Origin of the sequence: Pseudoxanthomonas dokdonensis (genome assembly GCF_001431405.1) — a bacterium.
GTDB lineage: Bacteria > Pseudomonadota > Gammaproteobacteria > Xanthomonadales > Xanthomonadaceae > Pseudoxanthomonas_A > Pseudoxanthomonas_A dokdonensis.
In genome coordinates, this window is the sequence record NZ_LDJL01000012.1 from 1 (window position 1) to 23969 (window position 23969).

The window sequence follows — 23969 nt, forward strand, 5'->3', positions numbered from 1 at the left end:
TGGATGCCGGTAGCGTTGCCGGTGGCAATCAGATCACCGGCCTTCAACGGCCGCCCGCGCTTGGCCGAGCGGGCCAGGGCGAAAGCGAACGCACTACGCAGCCCACCTGGCAAAGTGGTGGCACCGCCCTGACCGACCTGCTGTTCGTCGATGTAGGTGGTGCAGGTGAGCGCGCTGTCTTCGCGCGCGGCCCAGCCAGGGATTTCCTGACCGACGATCAAGCCATTGTTGTTGCCGAAATCCGATACCACCACGCGCGGGCCCAGCCAGCCGATGATGTCTCCCCGCTACCAACCTGTCCCGAGCCGCAGCCAGGGCCTGTCGCATCGCGCCTTCAGCGTGCGCCACGGATCCGCATGGACGGCCCTTCGAGTGGACTTTTGATGCACTGCAAATTGCAAATGACACCGGTTTACCATATACCGGAACTTACTCTGCGCCGCTGTCGGGTGGCGCCATCAGGCTGTAAAGGAGACCGCTTTGAGTAGCGACAACACCGCCATACCCAGTACACCGTCGGACGAAGCGGCGCTGCATGTCATCGCCGAAGCCTTTACCCGGGCGCGTGCGCAGGGCCGGCATCTGGATGCGTTCCCGGCGGAGATTCCCGCCAACCTGGTCAGTGCCTACCGGATCCAGGATGCGGCGATCGAACGCTGGCCGGACCGTGTCGTCGGCTGGAAGGTCGGTTACATCGCCGCCGAGCGCCGTGATGAATCGGCTGATGACCGCCTGCTGGGACCGATCTTCGCCCGTCGCCTGCAGGACGCGCGCAGCGACGGCAACGTGTTTTCGATCTTCGACGGTGGCTTCGGCGCGGTTGAAGCCGAATACGTGATGCGGCTGGACAGCGATGCACCGGCACATCAGCTGGAGTGGACGCCGGAACAGGCCGCCGCATTGCCCAGCACCCTGTTCATCGGCCTGGAAGTGGCCAGCAGTCCGTTGGCGACCATCAACCAGCTGGGCCCGCGCGTGGTGGTATCGGATTTCGGCAACAACAATGGCTTGATCGTCGGTCAGGAAATCCCTGGCTGGGCCGCGCGCGAAGACAGCGCGCTCACCTGCACCACCTACATCGACGAACAGCAGGTCGGTCAGGGCGGTGCCACCACTTTGCCAGGTGGGCTGCGTAGTGCGTTCGCTTTCGCCCTGGCCCGCTCGGCCAAGCGCGGGCGGCCGTTGAAGGCCGGTGATCTGATTGCCACCGGCAACGCCACCGGCATCCACGACATCCTGCCGGGACAACGGGCACGCATTGTCTTCGACGGCTTTGGTGAAATCCTCGCCACCGCGCAGGCCGCCGTCGCCGACAACGCTTGAAAGGCCAGTGCACGATGATGAACCGACGCAAGTTCCTCGCCAGCGGCATCGCTGCCGGCCTGTCCGCTCCGCTGCTGTCGCTGCCGGCCTGGGCTGATACCGGCGCGCCGCGGTTGCTGACCGCCACCGACGTACACGTCAGTGATTATCCGACCGTCGAAGCAGTGCGCTGGATCGGCCAGACCCTGGAGCGCGAGACCCAGGGCCGGCTGAAGATACGTCTTTACCATTCCGGCCAGCTCGGCCGCGAGGCCGAAGCCATCGACATGGCGCGGTACGGCGCCATCGACATGACCCGGGTCTACGCCGGCGCACTCAACAATGCGTTTCCGCTGACCCAGGCGCTGTGCCTGCCGTATGTATTCGATTCGGTTGCACACATGCGCCGGGCGATGGACAGCGACATCAGCGACGTGGTCCTGCAGAGTTTCCAGCGCCGTGGCCTGGTCGGCCTGGCCATCTATGACTCCGGTGCGCGCTGCTTCTACAACGCGCGCAAGCCGATTCAGCGGCCCGGCGATCTGCACGGGATGAAAATCCGCGTGCCTGGCTCGGACATCTTCATCGATCTGTTGCGGGATCTGGGTGCCAATCCGACCCCGCTGTCGTTGGGCGAGACCTTCTCCGGGATGGAGACGCACATGATCGATGGCGCCGAGAACAACCTGCGCAGCTTCCATTCCAGCCGCCACTTCGAGGCCGCGCGCTACTGGTCCGAAAGCGAGCACTCGTACGCGCCGGACATCCTGTTGATTTCGCAGAAGAGCCTGGAGGCGCTGGTGCCGGACGACCGTGCCTTGTTGCTGCGTACCGCGCGCCAGTCGGTGCAGGTCATGCGCACCCTGTGGGATGCATCGGAACAGGTCGCGCGCAAAGCGATCCTCGACTACGGCGTGCAGATCAACGCGGTCGACATGCCGGCCTTCCGCGCCGCAGCCAAACCGCTGCTGGACCAGTATCTGGCACAACCGGACATCCAGTCCCTTTACCGTCGCATCCGCGACTTCGCCTGAGGCAACCGCGATGTCCGAAGACACGACCATTGACCCGCAATCGCCGGCACCGCGCCGGCCAATCGATCGGCTGTCCGATGCCGCCATCGGTGTCGCCGCCAGTGCGCTGTTCGGCCTGGTAGTGGTCCAGGGCTGGCAGGTGATTGCCCGTTACGTGCTCAATGATTCACCGAGTTGGACCGAGCCGGTCACGCTGTTGCTGTTGAGTACCGCGATGAGCCTGGGGGCCGCTTCGGGCGTGCATACGCAACGGCATTTCGGCTTCTTCCTGCTGGCCGATGCGGCGCCACCGCGGCTGCGCCGGGTACTGTCGGCGCTGACCCCGCTGGTGATCATCGCCATTGGCGCGGTCATTGCATTCTGGGCGTCACGGCTGCTGGCCGATGGCATCGACATCCGTGTCGCCGGCGCGGCCATGCCGCAGAGCATCAACTACCTGCCGCTGGCGATCGGTGGCGTGCTGATGGTGGTGTTCGCGATCAATCAATTGTGGAAGGCGCTCAGCGCAGGCGCCGTCGAAGGGGACCGCTGAAACATGGCTATTGCGATTCTGTTTGGTGTGTTCGTGATGTTGCTGTTGCTGGGCGTGCCGGTGGCGTTCTCGCTGGCGGCCGCTTCGCTGGCAACGCTGCTGTATCTGGACCTGCCTTCGATCGTGATGGTGCAGCAGATCTCCGCCGGTGCCGGCACCGCATCGCTGATCGCCATCCCATTGTTCATCTTCGCCGGCGAGATCATGCTGCGCGGTGGCATTTCCGAACGCCTGATCAGCCTGGCCGCGTCGCTGGTCGGGCGCCTGCGCGGTGGGCTTGGCCAGGTCAGCGTGCTGTCTTCGCTGTTCTTCGGCGGTGTTTCCGGTTCGGCGATTGCCGATGTCTCGGCGGTCGGCGGCACCATGATTCCGCAGATGGTCAAGCGCGGCTATGACCGCGATTTCGCCGTCAATGTCAGCATCACCGCGGCGCTGGTCGCGCTGCTGGTGCCGCCATCGCACAACCTGATTCTGTTCTCGGCCGCGGCCGGTGGCGGGCTGTCGATTGCCACCCTGTTTGCCGCCGGCATCGTGCCAGCGCTGCTGATGACGGTGGTGATGATGCTGACCGGCTGGCTGGTGGCACGCAAACGCGGGTACGGGGTCGAACCGTTCCCCGGCTTCCGTGCGGTGCTGCTGCGCACGGTGTCGGCGCTGCCGGGACTGGGCCTGGTCGGGCTGATTTTCTTCGGCATCCGCGCCGGCATCTTCACCGCGGTCGAAAGCGCGGCCATCGCAGTGGTCTATGCGTTGCTGGTGACCGGCGTGCTGTACCGGCAGCTGGGCCTGCGCAACTTCTTCGCCACCATCGCCCACGCCTCGCGCACCACCGGCGTGATCCTGTTCGTGATCGCGACCGCGGCGGTGTTCGGCTGGCTGCTGGCGTATCTGCAGGTGCCGACGGCCACGGTCGACGCGTTGCAGTCGATCGCGCACGACAAGACCATGGTGCTGCTGCTGATCATCCTTGCCTTGCTGGTGCTGGGCACCTTCATGGACCTGGCGCCGATGATCCTGATCTGCACGCCGATCTTCCTGCCAGTGGCCAAGGCCTACGGCATCGACCCGATCCACTTCGGGCTGGTGCTGGTGCTGACCGGTGGTATCGGCCTGGTGACCCCGCCGGTGGGCTCGGTGCTGTTCATCGGTACCGCCATCGGCAAGATCAGCATTGGTGAGTGCATGCGTACCATCTGGCCATTCTGGCTGGCCGCGCTGGCGGTGCTGATGGTGGTGGCGTTCTTCCCGCAGATGTCGCTGTGGTTGCCGGCGATGATGAAATGATCCGGCCGCCATCCGCAGGCCAGCGCCGTCCCCACCCGGCCGGCCTGGCCGCCGGCGCGGCGGTTCCGGCGTTTTAACCACAACCCGTTAGAATCATCCCCAGTCCTTCCATCGCACGGAACGCCATGACCAGCCGCAGCAAACCCGACGCCCCGTCCGCCCGGCCCGCCATGGGCAAGGCGGCCACCATCAACGACATCGCGCGGCTGTCGGGCGTGTCGAAGAAGACCGTGTCGCGGATCATCAACAACTCGCCGCTGGTGCGCAAAGACACCCGCGACAAGGTCGAGGCATTGATGCGTGAAGTCGGCTACGTGCCCGACCCGATGGCGCGCGGGCTGGCGTTCCGCCGCTCGTTCCTGATCGGCATGGTCTATGACAACCCGACCGCGCAGTACATCGTCAACATGCAGTACGGTGCGCTGGACGCGCTGCGTGATTCGGGTTTCGAGCTGGTCGTGCATCCATGCGACAGCCGCAGCCCCGGTTACATCGATGGCGTGCGTCGCTTCGTGCAGCAGCAGAAACTGCATGGGGTGATGCTGATTCCACGTGCATCCGAGGATCAGGCGCTGGCCGACATGCTGGCCGATATCGGCTGCCGCTACACCCGCATCGCCTCGGTGGCGATGGACGAGCCAGCACGGATGGTGGTGACCCATGACCGCAACGGTGCCGCCGAGGCGGCCGAATACCTGCTGTCGCTGGGTCATACCGATATTGCCCTGATCACCGGTCCCAATGCCTATCGCTCGGCGCACGAGCGCACCGCCGGGTTCCTTGAAGCGCTGGCCGCGCGCGGCATCGAGCTGCCGAAGTCGCGCATCGTCGAAGCTGGCTACACCTTCGAATCGGGCGTGCTGGCCGCCGAAGCGCTACTGGCCGGCAAGCGGCGACCCACCGCGATTTTCACCGGTAACGACGAAATGGCCGCCGGTGTCTACAAGGTCGCGCTGCGCGCCGGCATCAGCATTCCGCGCCAGTTGTCGATCATCGGCTTTGACGACAGCCCGTTGGCATCACGGTTGTGGCCGTCGCTGACCTCGGTGCGCCGCCACACCCGCGACACCGGCCGGATCGCCGCCGAAATGCTGATCCAGCACCAGGACAACAGCGCTGCGCTGTCGGCCGCCAGCATCCGCCCGCACCTGATCATCCGCGATTCCTGCCAGCCACCCGAAGCCTGACCGGCCCCGTCACAGCGGCCTGCCAGGTTTCATTGCATTGCAAAATGACACCGGTTACCAGACAACCTAGAATGGGCAGCAATCCATCCTCTCCCGCGCCCTGAAACCCGCGCCATCCAGACCACGGAGCAACGCCATGTACTGCAAGACCTACCATGCCACCCATCCGGACATGATGGACGGTGCCAGCAACGACCAGTTGCGCGACCGCTACCTGATGACCGGCCTGTTTGTTGCCGACAGCGTGCAGCTGAACTACTCGCACAACGAGCGCTTCGTCATCGGCGGTGCCGCGCCGGTCGCCAAGGCCGTGCAGCTGCCGCGCCAGACCGAGCCGGCCTCGGCCGCCGGCAAGCCGTTCCTGGAACGGCGCGAACTGGGCGTCATCAATGTCGGTGGCGGCAGCGGCAAGGTCACCGTTGACGGCACGGTGTACGAGCTCGGTCCGAAAGATGGCCTGTACGTGGCCATGGGCAGCGAGGAGGTCAGCTTTGCCTCCGACGACGCCGGCAACCCGGCCAGGTACTACCTGACTTCGACCCCGGCCCATGCCCGCTTCGAAACCAAGCGGCTGGCGATTGCCGATGCAGTGGCGCTGGAACGCGGCTCGCTGGAAACCAGCAACGAGCGCACCATCTACCAGTACATCGTGCCGGCCACCTGCCAGTCCTCGCAGCTGCTGCTGGGCCTGACCGTGCTCAAGACCGGCAGCGTCTGGAACACCATGCCGCCACACCTGCATGACCGCCGCTCGGAGGTGTATTTCTACTTCGATCTGGGCGAGAACGATCGCATCTACCACTTCATGGGCGAACCCGACGCACAGCGCCACATCGTGGTCGCCGATGGCGAAGCGGTGGTGTCGCCGCCGTGGTCGATCCACATGGGGTCCGGGACCAGCAACTACTGCTTCATCTGGGCGATGGGCGGTGAAAACCTCGACTACACCGACATGAACGTGCTGGACATCTGCCAGCTCAAGTAACCCCGCGTCGGCCCGGCCGGCATCCCGAACACACGCAAGGCATCCAACCGAGGAACATACATGGCAAACAATCCATTCAGTCTGGAAGGCAAAGTCGCACTGGTCACGGGTGCCAACACCGGTCTGGGCCAGGGCATCGCGCTGGCACTGGCCGCCGCCGGTGCCGACGTCGCGGCCGCCGGTATTGTTGAGGCTGCCGAAACCGCGGAAAAAGTCACCGCGCTGGGCCGTCGCTTCATCAACATCGAAGCCAACCTGATCAGCGTCGAGCCGGTCGAACGCATCGTCGCCGAAACCATCAAGGGCCTGGGCGGGCTCGACATCCTGGTCAACAACGCCGGCCTCATCCGTCGCGCCGACGCGGTCGAGTTCAGCGAAAAGGACTGGGACGACGTGATGAACGTCAATATCAAGGGCGCCTTCTTCATGTCGCAGGCAGCCGGCAAGCACTTCATCGGCCAGGGCCGCGGCAAGATCATCAACATCGCCTCGATGCTGTCGTTCCAGGGCGGCATCCGGGTGCCGTCGTACACCGCCAGCAAGTCCGGCATCGCCGGCATCACCCGTCTGCTGGCCAACGAATGGGCTGACAAGGGCATCAACATCAATGCCATCGCGCCGGGTTACATGGCCACCGACAACACCGCCCAGCTGCGGGCCGACGAGCAGCGCAGCAAGGCGATCCTGGATCGCATCCCGGCCGGACGCTGGGGCGAGCCGTCGGACCTGGGCGGTACCGCGGTGTTCCTGGCTTCGCCGGCATCGGACTACGTCAATGGCGCGATCATCCCGGTCGATGGCGGCTGGCTGGCACGTTGAGATGAGCCGGCCCGTCTTCGCGCTGCTGCTGATGCTGTCGGCGGCGGCGGCGCTGGCGGGCCCGCGGCAGGTGTTCATCGCTGGCGATTCCACCGCCAGCGAGTACGGTCCCGAGCGCGCCCCGCGCGAAGGCTGGGGCATGCAGCTGCAGAGTTTCCTGGCGGCGGACCGCTATCAGGTGCGCAACCTGGCCAGGAGCGGCCGCAGCGCGCGCAGTTTCATCGAAGAAGGCTGGATCGACGGCATCACCAGCGAAATCGGCGCTGGCGACGTGCTGCTGATCCAGTTCGGCCACAACGATGAAAAGATCGAGGACCCCAGCCGTTACAACGATCCGGCGGTCGCGTTTCCGCGCTGGTTGAGCCGCTATGTCGAACTGGCGCGCCAGCATAATGCCACCCCGATCCTTGTCACCCCGCTGGCACGGCGCAAGTTCGATCACGGCCAACTGCTGGATACCCATGGCCTGTACACCCAAGCCGTACGTCAACTGGCGCAGGCCGAACAAGTCGCCTTGATCGATCTGAATGCCAGCAGCAGCGACTGGCTGCGGGCATTGGGTGATGAGGCTTCACGCGATTACTTCATGCACGTGCCGGCACAGGCGCTGCAGGACGACACCCATCTGCAGCAGCGCGGCGCAGTGGCCGTGGCCTGCCTGGTGGTGCGCGGCTGGCTGGCGCTGGACCCCGGACTGCAGGCCAGTCTGGTCCGCGACAGCGATTGCGGTGCGCCGGCCACTGCTGCCAGCGACCTGCGGCAACAGCCCCATCCGTCGGCGCTCGTGCATGAACGCGACATTCCGGTGCAGCAGGTCGGCCCGCATGGCGGTGCCGGCAGCACCACCGCCTATCCCTTCTTCGCCGATGCGCCGGCGCTGGGTTTCCAGTTCCGCAAGCGCGTGCTGCACAAAGGTGCCGGCATCGGCCTGCACCCGCACCACAAGGACGAGATCTATTACGTATTGGCCGGGCGCGGCAAATACATCATCGATGGCCAGGTCCACCCGGTCGCCGCCGGTGATGCCATGCTGACCCGGCCCGGCAGCAGCCATGCTATCCAGCAGGACGGTGACGAGGATCTGGCGCTGCTGATCATGTACCAGAACACGCCCAAGCCGTAGCGGCTGCCGCTGCGGGCTAGCCGGGATTGGCGTCGGCCGGTTGCGGTCGCGCCCAGCGCTGGTAGCTGTCGCCGATGCCCTGGCGCAGGCGCCGGTACGGCGCCGAATCCGGTTCGACGCCAAAACGCCGGGCCACGCCCAGCCAGCCCTGCTGGTGATCACGCGACCACTCACGCACCACCGCACGGCAAGGCTGGCCGACGACACGGGCCAGCGCACAGGCCATGTAGACATTGCCCGCCGACCAGCCCGGCTGTTCCAGCATCGCCACCACATACGCGCGCGGCACGCTGTAGTAGCGCGAGACTTCATCGGCGAAGCTGGCCGGATAGCGCTCGGCGTACAGATTGATATCGGCCAGACGTACATCGACCCAAGGGTCGCCGGCGCTCGGCCATGGCGCCGGCGTCGGCGCGGCGGCAACCGCCTCTGCCTGCCCACCCTGCCCGGCCTCGCCGTCCTGGCGGGCAGCAGCGATCGCCGGCAGCGCCAGGGCGAGCGCTGCGGCCAGCCACAGAGGCTTCATACGAAAAATGGGCGACACATACATGCCGCCCATTCTGCCATGTGATGGCGCCGCAACCAGCCGCCACTGCGTTCGCGTCGGTCAGTCGCGACCGCGGCCATGTTTGCCGCGGCGATCATCGTGGCGATCCCGGTCGTAGCGATCATGCCGGTCATGGCGGTCGCGGTCGTGGCGATGATCGTCATGACGGTCGTAATCGCGATAGCTGACGTAGCGCACCGCGCGGGGTGAATTGCGGTAGTACCCGTAGGCGTTGCCACGCGGCGGCGCACGATAGACCACGGTACGCGGCACGTAACGGTAATAGCTGGGCCGGCGATAGCGGTCACGGACGATGATCACGCGATCGTTGTAGCCGTAGTTGCCATAACGGTAGTACGGCTGTCCGCTGCGGTAGATGACATCGGCCACGTCGACCAGCACCCGCACCAGATCGTCATTGCCGGCCTTGGCCGGTGCCGGCAGCAGCGCCGCCAGGCCCAATCCGCCAGCCAACAGCGCGGGCAGGCACCAGCGCATCAAGATATTGCTTGTCATCCTCGTCTCCTGTTCACCCGTGGGTGGTGACTAGAAGATGGTGTGAAGCGGGTGAACACATATGTAACAAACTGCACGAATCCAGCGGGTGGGCGTCGCCGCTACATCGACGGTTAATGATGCGCTGCGGAATGCGGCGAACAATGCGCGCGTTTTTCCGTCGTCCCGAGTGCAGCAACAGGCCCAGCCTGGATGCCGGCATTGATCCGCACCGCCAATGGATCAGACCAGCGCCGCCTCGCCTTCAATCCGGCGCAGCGCCGCCGGCAGCTGCGAGGCCTGCGCCAATGACAGCAGACGCGGCGCATCGTCGGCTACGCCATGTTCGGTTTCCAGCGCCCAGGTCACGTGATACGGGATATGCACGCCCCAGCCGCCCAGCGCCAGCACCGGCTCGATATCCGAGCGCATTGAATTGCCGACCATCACGAATTCAGCCGGCTCGACCTGCAGTTCCTGCAGCACCCGGGTGTAGGTGGCGGTGTCCTTCTCCGACACTACTTCGATCCGATGGAACAGATCAGCCAGGCCGGACAAGGCAATCTTGGCTTCCTGGTGGAACAGATCGCCTTTGGTGATCAGCACGACTTCGTGATCCCGCGCCACCGCCTCGACCGCCTCGCGGATGCCGGCAATCAACTCGACCGGGTGCTGCAGCGTGGCGCGGCCGATTTCGACGATGCGATGGATGTCAGCGGCGCTGATGCGCTGTCCGGTCAATTCTATGGCCGCCTCGATCATCGACAGGGTCATGCCCTTGGCACCGTAGCCGAACACCGCCAGGTTGCGCTTTTCCACGCTCAGCAGATGGCGGGTATTGCGCTCGTCGGCCAGATCCACATAGGCACCGAGGATGTCCTGGAACGCCTGCTCGGCGTCGCGGTAATAGTCTTCGCTTTTCCACAGGGTGTCGTCACCGTCGAACCCCACCCACTTGATCCGGGCCATGCGCTTGCCTTGTGTCGTCCAGGGACGCAGATGATAGAGCGTCAACCGCCAGCGTGCAGGTGCTCGTCCGGCGAGGCGGGCGGCAGACAAAAAGAAAGGGCGACCAGGTCGCCCTTTCCATCCACCAGCATGCGGTGGCAAACCTCAAGATTACTGCTGTGGTTGGTTCTGGTTGTTGTCCACGAAGGCCTTGTACTCTTCGGCCGTCAGCATGCCGTCGGCGTTGCCATCGGCCTGATCGAAGACCTGGGTCAGGCTGGCGTTGACGGTGGCTTCGCTCTTGCTGATGCTGCCGTCGCCGTCAACGTCAATGTCCGCCCAGCCCTGCTTGCCCTGGCTGGCCGACTGGGTCGACTGCTGCGCTGACTGCTCGGCTGCGCCGGTGGCCTGTTCGGTCGGCTGGGTGGCCGCGGCATCGGTGCTCTGTTCCTGCGCGAAGGCGGCCGGCATGGCCAGTACAGCGCTCAAAGCCAGCACGCCCATCAGCGAATTACGGTTGTTGTTCTTCATCGTCGTCTGCTCCGTGGATTCATGGTGCCAAGTGCACGGGAGCCACGATGCAGGCGCTCGAATGAATCACGATTGCGGGCTGAAATGAACGTGCACGCCGGCTTAACCCACGCGCGAAACGATTCGATTACCCGCTCCGTTAGTCAGCCGTGAGGCGCGTGTAAGCAAGCCATCTTTTGCGTGACGCAGCGCCGGTTTCAAGGTTCAGATGATGTGTTTTCAGACGACTGCGCGGGGCTTTCGAAGCCCTCTTTTTTACTGAACAAAAGCCAACCCGTCGCGCCGCCGGCCAGAGCGCCGACCCATTCCATCAGCACCCGGCCACCGAGATTCTGTACGTCGTGGATTCCGGCGATCGCCAGCCGCGCATACAGCGGGGATTCCAGCCGCACCATGCCCAGATAGAACAGGTTCCAGGTATCCCATCCGGCGCCAATCACGATGCCGGTCAGGCACGCCAGCGCGATGATCCGGCCGACAGGCCACTGCTGGCGGCTGCCAATCGCGTTCCAGCCGGCAAACGCCAGCATCGCGATCAGTAGCGCGATCAGGCCGGCTTCCAGGCTGCCCAGGGCGCCGAGATGGAGGGGTAGGTTCATGCTGCAACAAGCCCTTGTTTTCGAAGGAAAGACAAAGGCTGTCGCCGATGCCGGTGGCTATTGTGGCAGCACCCGGCTGGCGATGCCGGCTACGGTGGCAGCGCCGGCACCGTCGCGGTCATTGCAGCAGGCCGTGGCCGTGCGGGTTCATCGGCACGGTACCGGCGGCCAGCGCCGCACGCGTGGCCAGTTCCAGCGCGTCGTCGTCACTGTCATCGATGACCAGCAGCAACTTGCCCGCGGCCAGTTCGCCGTCATAATCGCGGCGGACCGCATTGGGCACCGAGGAGCCCGCCAGCGACGCCGCCCAGCCACCGACCAGCGCGCCACCGACCGTGGTCAGGACCACGCCGATGGCGGTGAAGCCGACCGCCGGCAGATGCATGCCAACCAGCCCCACCAGCAGGCCGACCACCGCGCCAAACACCAGTCCACGCACGGCGGCCGGTCCGAAATCGGTGGCGGTGCCCTGCTTCTGTTCGTCCGGTACCAGGGCGGTTTCGATATGCGATTCGGCGACCAGGGCCGCGTGCGCAGGGGCGATGCCGGCGCGGATGGCGGCGCTCAGGGCGGCTTCGGCGGTGCTGATGTCGGGGGCGCAGAATATACGGCGGCTCATGGCGGTACCTCCGGGCAACGAGGGGATGGCCTTGCGGCCGCGGCCGGCATCGCAACGACCGGCTGCGGACATCCTGAAGCTACGCCCGTGACCGGTACAGCCAGGTGAAAAGAGCCGTCCGTGGCCATTGCCGCCCCTGCTGCGCCGCAGCAGGCAAGCGCGTAGAATTGCCCTCCCTGTCATTTCACGCACGCTCTGGAGCAACTCATGGGTTTGGACCATGTTTCCACCGGCAAGAACCCGCCGGAAGAAATCAACGTCATCATCGAAATCCCCAAGGATTCCGAACCGGTGAAGTACGAAGTGGACAAGGAAAGCGGCGCCATCTTCGTCGATCGCATCCTTTCCACGCCCATGCGCTACCCCTGCAACTACGGCTACGTGCCCAACACCCAGTGTGGCGATGGCGATCCGGCCGACGTGCTGGTGGTGTTGCCATTGCCGCTGATTCCCGGTTCGGTCATCCGCTGCCGTCCGGTCGGCGTGCTGCGCATGAGCGACGAGGCCGGCAGCGACGAAAAGCTGCTGGCGGTGCCGGTGGACAAGATTTTCTCCGGCTACACCCACATCCAGGACATCGAGCAGGTCAGCTCGCACTGGCTGGAGCGCATCGGCCACTTCTTCGAACACTACAAGGATCTGGAGAAGGGCAAGTGGGTCAAGCTGGACGGCTGGGGCAACGCCGCCGATGCCAAGCAGGTACTGATGGAATCCATCGAGCGCTACCAGCAGCTCAATCCGTAAGCCTGCTCGCAACCCCGTAGAGCGGAGCTCGCTCCGCTGTTCTACCCGCCACGCCCGTACCTCTATCGCGTGCTGGATTTTCAGTGGAGCAAGCTCCGCTCTACATATGGTGGCGGTAGTCGGGCTACTGGATGGGCCTCCCTGACCCGTAGAGCGGAGCTCGCTCCGCTGTTCTACCCGCCACGCCCGTGCCTCTATCGCCTGCTGGATTTTTTTAGCGGAGCAAGCTCCGCTCTACATATGGTGGCGGCAGTCGGACTAGGGGATTGGCCTCCCTGACCCGTAGAGCGGAGCTCGCTCCGCTGCTCTACCCGCCACGTCCACATCTGCCGCCTGCTGGATTTTCAGCGGAGCAAGCTCCGCTCTACATGGTGGCGGTAGTCGGACTACGGGATGGGCCTCGCCTGACCCGTAGAGCGGAGCTCGCTCCGCTGTTCTACCCGCCACGTCCACATCTGCCGCCTGCTGGATTTTTCAGCGGAGCAAGCTCCGCTCTACAAATGGTGGCGGCAGTCGGACTACGGGATGGGCCTCCCTGACCCGTAGAGCGGAGCTTGCTCCGCTGCTCTACCCGCCACGTCCACATCTGTCGCGTGCCGGATTTTTCAGCGGAGCAAGCTCCGCTCTACGGCGTGAGCTGGGCCCGCAGCGTGCCCAGGCCAATCAGCTGCGGCGCCGCCAACGCAGTCTGGCCAAATTCACAACCAGCTCAGAAGTGATACACCAGCGCGTAATACACCACGTAGATCCACGACAGCAGGCCGTGTATCACCGCCCACAACAGCGACTTGTTGGCGCTCCAGGAAATGGTGATGGCCAACGCCGTGCCAAAGCCGATGCCGGCCTTGGCCACGCTTGCGGTTCCTTTCATCTGACAACTCCTCATCGCGGATGGCACCCGCGTCCAGATCAAGTTACCGCAGAATGGCCGTGGCCGGCACCCGCCACGGTTCAACCGGGTCGGTAGACTTCCGCGCCCTGGGCCAGGAACTCGGCGGATTTTTCCGCCATGCCTTCCTGCAACGCCTGGCTTTCGTCGACGCCATGTTCGGCAGCGTAATCACGCACGTCCTGGGTGATCTTCATCGAGCAGAAGTGCGGTCCGCACATCGAGCAGAAATGGGCAACCTTGTGCGCGTCCTTGGGCAGGGTCTCGTCATGGAAATCCTTGGCTTTTTCCGGATCCAGGCCAAGGTGGAACTGGTCTTCCCAGCGGAACTCGAAGCGCGCCTTGCTCAAGGCGTTGTCGCGCACCTGCGCACCCGGATGGCCTTTGGCCAGATCCGCGGCGTGGGCGGCAATCTTGTAGGCCATGATGCCGTCGCGGACGTCTTCGCGGTTGGGCAGGCCCAGATGCTCTTTCGGGGTGACATAGCAGAGCATCGCGGTGCCGTACCAGCCGATCATCGCCGCGCCGATGGCGCTGGTGATGTGGTCGTAACCCGGTGCGATATCGGTGGTTAGCGGGCCCAGCGTGTAGAACGGTGCTTCACCGCACTCGCGCAGCTGTTTGTCCATGTTTTCCTTGACCAACTGCATCGGCACGTGGCCGGGGCCTTCGATCATGGTCTGCACATCGTGCTTCCAGGCAATCCTGGTCAACTCGCCGAGGGTTTCCAGCTCACCGAACTGGGCCGCGTCGTTGGCGTCGGCGATGCAGCCCGGACGCAGGCCGTCACCCAGGCTGAAGGCCACGTCATAGGCCTTCATGATTTCGCAGATGTCCTCGAAATGGGTGTAGAGGAAATTTTCCTTGTGGTGGGCCAGGCACCACTTGGCCAGGATGCTGCCGCCTCGCGAGACGATGCCGGTGACCCGCTTGGCGGTCAGCGGCACATAACGCAGCAGCACCCCCGCATGGATGGTGAAGTAATCCACGCCCTGCTCGGCCTGTTCAATCAAGGTGTCGCGGAAGATCTCCCAGGTCAGCTCCTCGGCACGACCATCGACTTTCTCCAGCGCCTGATAAATCGGCACGGTGCCAATCGGTACCGGCGAATTGCGGATGATCCATTCGCGGGTTTCGTGGATGTGCTTGCCGGTCGACAGGTCCATGACCGTGTCACCGCCCCAGCGGATCGACCAGACCAGTTTCTCGACTTCCTCGGCGATGCCGGAACTGACCGCGCTGTTGCCGATGTTGGCGTTGATCTTGGTCAGGAAGTTGCGGCCGATGATCATCGGTTCGCTTTCGGGGTGATTGATGTTGTTCGGCAGGATGGCGCGGCCGCGGGCGATCTCGTCGCGCACGAATTCCGGCGTGATCAGCGTCTGGATGCTGGCGCCGAAGCTCTCGCCGCCATGCTGCTTCAGCAGCAACGTATCGCGCACGGCTTCCAGGCGCTGGTTCTCGCGGATCGCCACGTATTCCATTTCCGGGGTGATGATGCCGCGCCGGGCGTAATGCATCTGGCTGACATTGGCACCGGCCTTGGCCCGGCGCGGCAGCACCCGGCCGGGGAAACGCACAGTATCGAGCTTGGCATTGGTTTCACGGCCACGGCCGAACTGCGAGCTCAGCTGGCCCAGCTGCTCGGTGTCGCCGCGTTCTTCGATCCACCTCGCGCGCAGCGCCGGCAGGCCGGCGGACAAATCGATGCGGGCGTCCGGATCGGTGTACGGGCCGGACGGATCGTAGACCGTGATCGGCGGGTTCTCTTCACCACCAAAGATGGTCGGGGTCTGGGTCTGGGTGATTTCACGCATTGCCACGCGCAGATCCGGACGCGAACCTTCGACGAAGATCTTGCGCGACCCGGGAATCGGCCGGGTCACGGATTCGGAAAGCTGTTCGGTCTGCTGCTGCAGGCTGGAGGGTACGGCATTCATCGGCATCGTCCTTTTGAATCCCCGCACTGGCGGTGCGGGCTTGCGAGGGATTCGCACTACAGGGGACGAAGCGGCGGCGCAGGCAGATCGGAGCGGTGACCGGGCGGTCGGGATTCCAGATCCTGCGAAGCTTCCCTACGCCGGTCTCAACCGGATCAGGTTCGAAGGGTCTGTCTCAATCACCGGCCAAGCCGCTGATACCCCCGCTTCTACGCCTATTAGACAGCCTTGCCGGCTGTGATGCCACCCTCGGGCCGCTTCCGCTCAGATGCCGTCCAGCAGCTGGCGGTCGCGGACCGCGCCCTTGTCGGCACTGGTCGCCAGCAGGGCGTAGGCCTTGAGCGCGGTGCTGACCTTGCGCGGGCGTGGCTGCGCGGGCTTCCAGCCGGCACTGTCCTGCTGCGCCTGGCGACGCGCCAGCTCGGCGTCATCGACCAGCAGATTGATCGAACGCTGCGGGATGTCGATGCGGATCGGGTCGCCGTCGCGGACCAGGCCGATGCCGCCGCCAGCAGCGGCTTCCGGCGAGGCATGGCCAATCGACAGGCCGGAGGTGCCGCCCGAAAAGCGTCCGTCGGTCAGCAATGCGCACTGCTTGCCCAGGCCCTTGGATTTCAGATAGCTGGTCGGGTACAGCATTTCCTGCATGCCCGGCCCGCCCTTCGGGCCTTCGTAGCGGATCACCACTACTTCGCCGGGTTGGACTTCGTCGGCCAGGATGCCCCTGACCGCCGCATCCTGGCTCTCGAACACCCGCGCCGGGCCTTCGAATACATGGTTGGATTCGTCAACGCCGGCGGTCTTGACCACGCAGCCGTCGGCGGCCAGGTTGCCGTACAACACCGCCAGCCCGCCTTCCTGCGAATAGGCGTGGGCGACATCGCGGATGCAGCCTTCGGCGCGGTCCAGGTCCAGGCTGGGCCAGCGCGTGGCCTGGCTAAAGGCGACCTGGGTCGGGATCCCGGCCGGTCCGGCCTGGTAGAACGTGTGCACGTCCTGGTCATCCGTGCCGGCGACATCCCAGCGGCTGATCGCTTCGCCCAGGGTGCGCGCATGCACCGTCGGCACCCCGGTATGCAGCAGGCCGCCGCGTGCCAGCTCGGCCAGGATCGCCATGATGCCGCCGGCGCGATGGACGTCCTCGATGTGGTACTTCTGGGTGTTCGGGGCAACCTTGCACAACTGCGGCACATGTCGCGACAGGCGGTCGATATCGCGCATGTCGAAGCCAACCTCGCCTTCCTGCGCCGCCGCCAGCAGGTGCAGGATGGTATTGGTGGATCCGCCCATCGCGATATCCAGGGTCATCGCATTCTCGAATGCCTCGAAGGTGGCGATGCCGCGCGGCAATGCACTCGGATCCTCGCCGCCATACCAGCGATGGCAGAGCTCGACCACAGTGCGGCCGGCGCGCAGGAACAATTGTTCGCGATCGGCGTGGGTGGCCAGCACGGTGCCGTTGCCGGGCAATGACAGGCCAAGCGCCTCGGTCAGGCAGTTCATCGAGTTGGCGGTGAACATGCCCGAACACGAACCACAGGTCGGACAGGCGCTGCGTTCGTATTCGGCGACGGTTTCATCGCTGGCGTTGCTGTCGGCGGCAATCACCATCGCATCGACCAGATCCAGCTTGTAGTCGGCCAGGCGGGTCTTGCCCGCTTCCATCGGCCCGCCCGAGACGAACACCACCGGGATGTTCAGGCGCAATGCGGCCATCAGCATGCCCGGGGTGATCTTGTCGCAGTTGGAAATGCAGACCAGCGCGTCGGCGCAGTGCGCATTGACCATGTACTCGACCGAGTCGGCGATGATCTCGCGACTGGGCAGCGAGTACAGCATGCCGTCGTGGCCCATTGCGATGCCGTCGTCGACGGCGATGGTGTTGAACTCCTTGGCGACGCCACCGACGCGCTCGATCTCGCGCGCGACCAGTTGCCCCATGTCCTTGAGGTGGACATGGCCGGGCACGAACTGGGTGAACGAGTTGGCGATGGCGATGATCGGCTTCTGGAAGTCGCCATCCTTCATGCCGGTGGCACGCCACAGGGCGCGGGCCCCAGCCATGTTGCGGCCGTGGGTAGAGGTCTTGGATCGGTATTCAGGCATGTCGTACTGGCTGCGAACGTGAGTAAAAGACGCGGGAGACGCAGGATAGTGCCGGGTTTGCGAGGTTGCAGTTGCAACCATTTCATTGGCAACTTTTTATTTTCGCGGAAAACGAAAAACCTGTTGACAAGCCCGTTGATGCAAGTTTAGTTTGACCGCATGCTGCAACGCCACACGCCCCTGACGCATGACCTGACCACCGCCCATCCGGCGGCTGCGGCCATTATCGTCCTCGTCCTTATTACCTCGCCAACAGGTGCGGGACGAACCGGTGTGTAAGTAGCAAAAACACCAGATTCGCAAAACCCCGCACCGGAAGGCGCGGGGTTTTTTTTTACCCCTTCGGTTCCAGCCAAGACTTCTCTCCTCCACTCCCTTCTTTTCAACTTCATCCCGGAACAGACCATGACCACTGCAAACGATCTCCCGCAACCCACCATCGCCATCGTCGGCTACGGCAGCCAGGGCCGCGCGCATGCCCTGAACCTGCGTGAGTCGGGCTTTGATGTCAGCGTCGGCCTGCGTCCCGGTGGCCCGACCGAAGCCAAGGCCAAGGCTGATGGCTTCGTGGTCAAGACCCCGGCCGAAGCGGTCAAGAATGCCGACCTGGTCGCGGTACTGACCCCGGACATGGTGCAGAAGACGCTGTACAACGAGGTGCTGGCGCCGAACATGAAAGCCGGCGCCTGCCTGTTGTTCGCGCATGGCCTGAACGTTCACTACGGGCTGATCAGCCCGCGCGAGGACCTGGACGTGGTGCTGGTGGCCCCCAAGGGCCCGGGCGCGCTGGTCCGTCGCGAATACGAGATCGGCCGCGGCGTGCCGTGCATCTACGCCGTGCACCAGGACAGGAGCGGCAACGCCGAGCAACTGGCGCTGGCCTATGCCGCCGGCCTGGGTGGTGCCCGCGCCAACGTCATCAAGACCACCTTCAAGGAAGAAACCGAGACCGATCTGTTCGGCGAGCAGGCGGTGTTGTGCGGCGGTGCCAGCGCACTGGTGCAGGCCGGTTTCGAAACCCTGGTCGAAGCCGGCTACCAGCCGGAAATCGCCTACTACGAAGTGCTGCACGAACTGAAGCTGATCGTCGATCTGTTCTACGAAGGCGGCATCACCCGGATGCTGGAGTTCGTCTCCGAGACCGCCCAGTACGGCGACTACGTCAGTGGTCCGCGGGTCATCGACGCCAGCACCAAGGCGCGCATGAAAGATGTGCTGACCGACATCCAGGACGGCACCTTCACCCGCAACTGGATCGCCGAATACGAAGCCGGCCTGCCCAACTACAAGAAGTTCAAGCAGGCCGATCTGGATCATCCGATTGAAGCCGTGGGCAAGCAGCTGCGCGCCAAGATGGTGTGGCTGGCCGCCAACGCCTCGCAACCGGATACAGACGAGCAGGCCGCTGCATGAACGCGCAGCTGGCCAGTGCCACGCCGGTGCCGCAGACCCAACCGGTCAACGGTGCCCGCTGGTTGACCCGCGCCCTGGAAGCCGAGGGCGTCGATACGCTGTTCGGTTACCCGGGCGGCACCATCATGCCGTTCTACGACGCGCTGGTGGACTCCAACCTGCGCCACATCCTGGTGCGGCACGAGCAGGGCGCCGCACTGGCCGCCAATGGTTATGCACGCGCCAGTGGTCGTGTCGGCGTGTGCGTGGCCACCTCCGGGCCGGGTGCTTCCAATCTGGTGACCGGCATCGCCGACGCGATGCTGGACTCGGTACCGATGGTCTGCATCACCGGCCAGGTCGCCACCCCGTTGATGGGCACCGATGCGTTCCAGGAGCTGGACGTGTTCGGGCTGACCCTGCCGATCGTCAAGCACAGTTTCATCGCCCGACGGGTCGAGGATCTGCCGCGGATGGTCGCCGAAGCCTTCCGCATCGCCCGCGAGGGACGACCCGGCCCGGTCCTGATCGATCTGCCCAAGGACGTGCAGATGGCCGATGCTTCGCAGCTGCCGGCCCATCAACCGGCCAGCGTGGACAAGCCGGCGGCACCGGCCGATGCCGCGCTGGCTGATGCACTGGCGGCGATTGCCGGCGCCGAGAAGCCGGTGATCTACGGCGGCGGCGGCATCGCCCTGGCCGATGCGGTCGACACCTTCCGTACCTTCGTCGACGTCACCGCCATCCCCACGGTGTTGACCCTGCGCGGGCTGGGCGCGCTGCCCGCCGAGCATCCGCACTACCTGGGCATGCTGGGCATGCACGGTACCCGCGCGGCCAACATGGCGGTGCAGGAATCGGATCTGCTGATCGTGGTCGGTGCCCGCTTCGATGATCGCGCCACCGGCAAGCTGGCCGAGTTTGCCCCGTTCGCCCGCGTCATCCACCTGGATGGCGATGCCTACGAAATCGGCAAGCTGCGCAGCGCCGACATCGCCGTGCCCGGTGACGTGGCGACCAGCCTGCAGGTATTGTCGGCCGCCCGCAGTACCTGCGACGACTGGCGCCAGCGCTGCTACGGCCATCGCGAACGGTTCGGTTTCCGCTACGACGCGCCGGGCAGCGACATCTATGCCCCGGGGCTGTTGAAGCGGCTGACCGATATCGCACCGGCCGACGCCATCATTGCCTGCGATGTCGGCCAGCATCAGATGTGGGTCGCCCAGCACTGCAAGTTCGGCCATCCGCGCAATCACCTGACCAGCGGCGCGCTGGGCACGATGGGCTTCGGCCTGCCGGCGGCGATGGGTGCGCAGTTCGCCTGTCCCGACCGCACCGTGGTGCTGGTCAGCGGCGATGGCAGCTTCATGATGAACGTGCAGGAGCTGGCAACGATTGCCCGCTGCCGACTGCCGGTCAAGATCATCCTGCTCGACAACAGCGCGCTGGGCATGGTTCGGCAGTGGCAGGAACTGTTCTTTGCCGAGCGCTACAGCGAAATCGATCTGTCCGACAACCCGGACTTCGCCGCATTGGCCCAGGTCTTCGGCATCCGCGCCCGTCGCATCGAACACCGCGCCCAGGTCGAGGAAGCACTGGCCGATCTGCTGGCGCAACCGGGCCCTGCAATGCTGCACGTGGCGATCGACATCAAGGCCAACGTGTGGCCGCTGGTGCCACCGAACCATGCCAACAGTTCGATGCTGGAATCCAATCCGGCCAAGCCCGATCCACACACCGCCGCCCAGGGATTGACTCATGCGATACCGGCTTGACCTGGTGCTGAAACCCGCCGAAGGCGCGCTGACGCGCGTGATCGGCATGGCCGAGCGCCGTGGCTTCACCCCGCAATCGATCAGTGGCGAACCGGCCCCGGTCGATGGCCGCTGGCGGCTGCAGATGGTCGTCGATGGCCAGCGCCCGCCGGAAACCCTGCGCCTGCAGATGCAGAAGATCTACGACTGCGATGCGGTCGAGATCACCGCGCTGGATGCGCTGGCCGAGGTGCGGCCATGAGCATCAGCAACAAGCTCGGACGCGATGCCGGCAAGGTGCGACCGATGGCCGCCCACCCTTACCCACGGAGGCGTCTTCTCCCAGCGTGCCGTGCAGGGTCCGGCACCATGTTTGCGACGGATGCCGCCGACGGCGGGAGTGCGCGTGGCTGATACCGGCGCCAGCAGCCAGGACCCCGATGTCGGCGACGTCAACGTAGGCGTTGGCGATGTCCTGGCCGCGCAGGCCCGCCTGCGCCGCTACCTGCCGGAAACACCGCTGCATCACGCCGAACGTTTCGGGGTGATGTTGAAGCTGGAAAACCTGCAGCGCACCGGTTCGTACAAGGTGCGTGGCGCGTTGAATTCACTGCTGGTCGCCCGCGAGCGCGGCGACGAGCGGCCGGTGATCTGTGCCTCGGCCGGCAACCACGCCCAGGGCGTGGCCTGGGCGGCCTACCGCCTGGGCGTACAGGCCATCACGGTGATGCCGATCGGCGCGCCGCAGAACAAGATTGCCGGCGTCGCCCACTGGGGCGCGACCGTGCGCCAGCATGGCAACAGTTACGACGAAGCTTTCATGTTCGCGCGCGAGCTGGCCGAACAGAATGGCTACCGCTTTCTGTCGGCGTTCGATGATCCGGACGTGATTGCCGGCCAGGGCACGGTCGGCATCGAGATCGCCGCGCACACCCCGGACGTGGTGATCGTACCGATTGGCGGCGGCGGCCTGGCCTCGGGCGTGGCCCTGGCACTGAAGTCGCAGGGCGTGCGCGTGGTCGGCGCCCAGGTCGAAGGCGTCGATTCGATGGTCCGTGCGCTGGCTGGCGACGTGCGCGCAATCGCGCCGGCCGCATCGCTGGCCGACGGCGTGCGGGTCAAGGTGCCCGGCTTCATCACCCGCCGGCTGTGCGCCAACCTGCTGGATGACATCGTCATCGTGCGCGAGGCCGAGCTGCGCGAAACCCTGGTCCGGCTGGCGCTGGAAGAAAACATCATCGCCGAAGGCGCCGGTGCGCTGGCGCTGGCCGCCGGCCGTCGGGTCAGTGGCAAGCGCAAGTGCGCGGTGGTGTCAGGCGGCAACATCGATGCTCAGGTGCTGGCCCAGTTGTTGTCCGATGTACGGCCGCGGCCACCGCGCAAACCACGTCGACGCAAGACCGAGCCGGCGCGACTTCAACCGCCAGCCGCCAGCGCCACGCCCTCCCCCGTTGTACGCATCCAACCCCTGAATTCCACTGCCGCGCCCAGGACCCGACGCGCCGCAGTCGCCGTAGAAGAGGAAACCACCTGGTGAACACCACAACCACTCCACACCGACAAGACGACCGAATCCGGATCTTCGACACCACCCTGCGTGACGGCGAGCAGTCGCCCGGCTGCAGCATGTCGCCGGCGCAGAAGCTGGTGATGGCGCGGGCGCTTGATGAGCTTGGCGTGGACATCATCGAAACCGGCTTCCCGGCCAGTTCGCAGTCGGATCGCGAAGCGATGGCGATGATCGCCCGCGAACTGCGCCGGCCGACCCTGGCGGTGCTGTCGCGCTGCCTGCAGGCCGATATCGAAACCTCGCTGACGGCGCTGCAGGGGGCGGCCAATCCGCGCCTGCATCTGTTCCTGTCGACCAGCCCGCTGCACCGCGAACACAAACTGCGGATGAGTCGCGAGCAGGTGCTGGAATCGGTACACAGGCACGTCAGCATGGCCCGCCAGCAGTTGGACGATGTCGAGTTCTCGGCCGAGGACGCCACCCGCACCGAAGAGGATTTCTTGGCTGACGTCGTGCGCGTGGCGATTGCCGCCGGCGCCACCACCATCAACCTGCCGGACACGGTCGGCTTTACCACGCCGGAAGAAATCCGCGGCATGTTCGCGCGTTTGATTGCAAGGGTCGAAGGCGCCGACAAGGTCATCTTCAGCACCCATTGCCACAACGACCTGGGCCTGGCAGTGGCCAATTCGCTGGCGGCGATCGAAGGCGGGGCGCGCCAGGTCGAATGCTCGATCAACGGCATCGGCGAGCGCGCCGGCAACTGCGCGCTGGAAGAAGTGGCGATGACCCTGCGCGTGCGCAACGCGTTCTACAACATGGGCACCGCCATCAACACGCCGCGCATCGTCTCCACTTCGCAGTTGCTGCAACGCCTGGTCGGCATGCCGGTGCAGCGCAACAAGGCGATCGTCGGCGCCAATGCGTTCGCCCACGAATCCGGCATCCACCAGCACGGCATGCTGCGCCACCGTGGCACCTACGAAATCATGCGCCCGCAGGATGTCGGCTGGCCCGACACCCAGATGGTGCTGGGCCGCCACAGCGGTCGCGCCGCCGTCGAGGCGCGCCTGCGTGCACTGGGTTACTGGCTGGACGAGGAAGAACTGAAGCTGGTGTTCGAGCGTTTCAAGGCGCTGTGCGAACAGCAACGCGTGGTCGAGGACGATGATCTGCAGAGCATGATGCAGGATGGGGTCCAGGCCGATGGTTACCGGCTGTCGTCGATGACGATTTCCGATGCCGGCCAGCGCGCCAGCGCGACTGTCGAACTGTCCGCACCCGACGGTCGTCGGGTATCGGAAAGCGCCCTGGGCGATGGCCCGGTCGATGCCCTGTTCAGTGCCCTGTCGGCTGCCACCGGCGTGCAGATGACGCTGGAAAGCTACCAGGTGCACAGCGTTGGCATGGGTACCGATGCGCGTGGCGAAGCCAACCTCAGCGTCGATGTCGATGGTGACGAGTACGAAGGCAGTGGCACCAGCCCCGACATCATCGAAGCCAGTGCACTGGCGTGGCTGGACGTCGCCAATCGCCTGCTGCGGCAACGACGCGGCAGCGAACTGGCGCGGGCGACCGCGACGGCATGACATCACCCGCCCGCACCCACCTTCATTTCCACTCTTCATT

23 protein-coding genes, 1 pseudogene and 1 riboswitch are annotated in these 23969 nt (G+C 65.1%); of the genes and pseudogenes, 14 read left to right on the forward strand and 10 right to left on the reverse strand.

The genetic code is table 11. From position 1 onward, the window contains the following. A pseudogene (locus tag ABB29_RS12335) lies at positions 1 to 275 on the reverse strand (2-keto-4-pentenoate hydratase); the annotation flags it as partial. Positions 276 to 480: 205 nt separating this feature from the next. Here ABB29_RS12335 and ABB29_RS12340 point away from each other — a divergent pair. The 8 genes from ABB29_RS12340 to ABB29_RS12375 all read left to right on the forward strand — a co-directional run bounded on the left by ABB29_RS12340 (position 481) and on the right by ABB29_RS12375 (position 8266). After that, positions 481 to 1323: a 2-keto-4-pentenoate hydratase gene (locus ABB29_RS12340; RefSeq protein WP_057659530.1), complete on the forward strand. Its 843-nt coding sequence runs from the start codon at positions 481 to 483 to the stop codon at positions 1321 to 1323. 14 nt (positions 1324 to 1337) lie between these two features. After that, entirely contained in the window at positions 1338 to 2336 is a 999-nt protein-coding gene (locus ABB29_RS12345; protein WP_057659532.1) for a TRAP transporter substrate-binding protein, read from the forward strand. A 10-nt stretch (positions 2337 to 2346) separates the two neighbouring features. Beyond that, a complete protein-coding gene (locus tag ABB29_RS12350; protein WP_057659534.1) occupies positions 2347 to 2868 on the forward strand; it encodes a TRAP transporter small permease in 522 nt (173 codons plus the stop codon). Positions 2869 to 2871: 3 nt separating this feature from the next. Then, a complete protein-coding gene (locus ABB29_RS12355; RefSeq protein WP_057659537.1) occupies positions 2872 to 4152 on the forward strand; it encodes a TRAP transporter large permease in 1281 nt (426 codons plus the stop codon). Between the two features lie 125 nt (positions 4153 to 4277). Beyond that, positions 4278 to 5339, forward strand: a complete 1062-nt coding sequence (locus ABB29_RS12360) for a LacI family DNA-binding transcriptional regulator (RefSeq protein ID WP_057659539.1) — start codon at positions 4278 to 4280, stop codon at positions 5337 to 5339. A 136-nt stretch (positions 5340 to 5475) separates the two neighbouring features. Beyond that, positions 5476 to 6324: a 5-dehydro-4-deoxy-D-glucuronate isomerase gene (kduI, locus tag ABB29_RS12365; protein ID WP_057659540.1), complete on the forward strand. Its 849-nt coding sequence runs from the start codon at positions 5476 to 5478 to the stop codon at positions 6322 to 6324. A 60-nt stretch (positions 6325 to 6384) separates the two neighbouring features. Continuing rightward, a complete protein-coding gene (gene kduD, locus ABB29_RS12370) occupies positions 6385 to 7143 on the forward strand; it encodes a 2-dehydro-3-deoxy-D-gluconate 5-dehydrogenase KduD (RefSeq protein WP_057659542.1) in 759 nt (252 codons plus the stop codon). 1 nt (position 7144) lies between these two features. Continuing rightward, entirely contained in the window at positions 7145 to 8266 is a 1122-nt protein-coding gene (locus ABB29_RS12375; RefSeq protein WP_057659544.1) for a cupin domain-containing protein, read from the forward strand. Positions 8267 to 8282: 16 nt separating this feature from the next. Here the strand turns inward: ABB29_RS12375 and ABB29_RS12380 are convergent, their stop codons facing one another. The 6 genes from ABB29_RS12380 to ABB29_RS12405 form a co-directional block, all read right to left on the reverse strand. Beyond that, the gene (locus ABB29_RS12380) at positions 8283 to 8792 is read right to left on the reverse strand and encodes a hypothetical protein (protein WP_245622626.1); all 510 of its coding nucleotides are present in this window, start codon (positions 8790 to 8792) and stop codon (positions 8283 to 8285) included. Positions 8793 to 8873: 81 nt separating this feature from the next. Further along, a complete protein-coding gene (locus ABB29_RS12385) occupies positions 8874 to 9329 on the reverse strand; it encodes a hypothetical protein (RefSeq protein ID WP_157062635.1) in 456 nt (151 codons plus the stop codon). 222 nt (positions 9330 to 9551) lie between these two features. Further along, the gene (locus ABB29_RS12390; RefSeq protein ID WP_057659547.1) at positions 9552 to 10277 is read right to left on the reverse strand and encodes an HAD family hydrolase; all 726 of its coding nucleotides are present in this window, start codon (positions 10275 to 10277) and stop codon (positions 9552 to 9554) included. A 150-nt stretch (positions 10278 to 10427) separates the two neighbouring features. Then, entirely contained in the window at positions 10428 to 10787 is a 360-nt protein-coding gene (locus ABB29_RS12395) for an EF-hand domain-containing protein (RefSeq protein WP_057659549.1), read from the reverse strand. A gap of 197 nt (positions 10788 to 10984) precedes the next feature. Next, the gene (locus ABB29_RS12400) at positions 10985 to 11386 is read right to left on the reverse strand and encodes a hypothetical protein (RefSeq protein ID WP_057659551.1); all 402 of its coding nucleotides are present in this window, start codon (positions 11384 to 11386) and stop codon (positions 10985 to 10987) included. A 118-nt stretch (positions 11387 to 11504) separates the two neighbouring features. Beyond that, complete coding sequence (locus tag ABB29_RS12405; protein WP_057659553.1) at positions 11505 to 12005, reverse strand: hypothetical protein; 501 nt, start codon at positions 12003 to 12005, stop codon at positions 11505 to 11507. A gap of 207 nt (positions 12006 to 12212) precedes the next feature. Here ABB29_RS12405 and ppa point away from each other — a divergent pair, with 207 nt between their 5' ends. Continuing rightward, entirely contained in the window at positions 12213 to 12749 is a 537-nt protein-coding gene (gene ppa / locus ABB29_RS12410; protein WP_057659555.1) for an inorganic diphosphatase, read from the forward strand. A 709-nt stretch (positions 12750 to 13458) separates the two neighbouring features. Here ppa and ABB29_RS16505 read toward each other — a convergent pair. From ABB29_RS16505 to ilvD, 3 genes are all read right to left on the reverse strand, one after another. Further along, on the reverse strand, positions 13459 to 13620 hold the full coding sequence (locus ABB29_RS16505; RefSeq protein WP_170185873.1) for a hypothetical protein: 162 nt from the start codon (positions 13618 to 13620) through the stop codon (positions 13459 to 13461). An 80-nt stretch (positions 13621 to 13700) separates the two neighbouring features. Then, complete coding sequence (gene thiC, locus ABB29_RS12415) at positions 13701 to 15578, reverse strand: phosphomethylpyrimidine synthase ThiC (protein WP_057659628.1); 1878 nt, start codon at positions 15576 to 15578, stop codon at positions 13701 to 13703. Positions 15579 to 15692: 114 nt separating this feature from the next. Beyond that, a riboswitch (TPP riboswitch) is annotated at positions 15693 to 15793 on the reverse strand. 49 nt (positions 15794 to 15842) lie between these two features. Beyond that, complete coding sequence (gene ilvD, locus ABB29_RS12420) at positions 15843 to 17684, reverse strand: dihydroxy-acid dehydratase (protein WP_057659556.1); 1842 nt, start codon at positions 17682 to 17684, stop codon at positions 15843 to 15845. Between the two features lie 405 nt (positions 17685 to 18089). Here ilvD and ilvC point away from each other — a divergent pair, with 405 nt between their 5' ends. The 5 genes from ilvC (at position 18090) to ABB29_RS12445 (ending at position 23929) form a co-directional block, all read left to right on the forward strand. Further along, positions 18090 to 19097, forward strand: a complete 1008-nt coding sequence (ilvC, locus tag ABB29_RS12425; protein ID WP_057659558.1) for a ketol-acid reductoisomerase — start codon at positions 18090 to 18092, stop codon at positions 19095 to 19097. Next, positions 19094 to 20851 carry an acetolactate synthase 2 catalytic subunit gene (gene ilvG / locus ABB29_RS12430; RefSeq protein WP_057659560.1) on the forward strand — a complete coding sequence of 586 codons (1758 nt, stop codon included), beginning with the start codon at positions 19094 to 19096 and terminating at the stop codon, positions 20849 to 20851. The genes ilvC and ilvG overlap by 4 nt, the downstream gene beginning before the upstream one ends. Beyond that, complete coding sequence (locus ABB29_RS12435) at positions 20835 to 21092, forward strand: ACT domain-containing protein (RefSeq protein ID WP_057659562.1); 258 nt, start codon at positions 20835 to 20837, stop codon at positions 21090 to 21092. Before ilvG ends, ABB29_RS12435 begins: the two co-directional genes overlap by 17 nt. Before the next feature lie 120 nt (positions 21093 to 21212). After that, a complete protein-coding gene (locus ABB29_RS12440; RefSeq protein ID WP_083487864.1) occupies positions 21213 to 22367 on the forward strand; it encodes a threonine dehydratase in 1155 nt (384 codons plus the stop codon). Further along, a complete protein-coding gene (locus ABB29_RS12445; protein WP_057659564.1) occupies positions 22364 to 23929 on the forward strand; it encodes a 2-isopropylmalate synthase in 1566 nt (521 codons plus the stop codon). The genes ABB29_RS12440 and ABB29_RS12445 overlap by 4 nt, the downstream gene beginning before the upstream one ends. Positions 23930 to 23969: the final 40 nt, after the last annotated feature.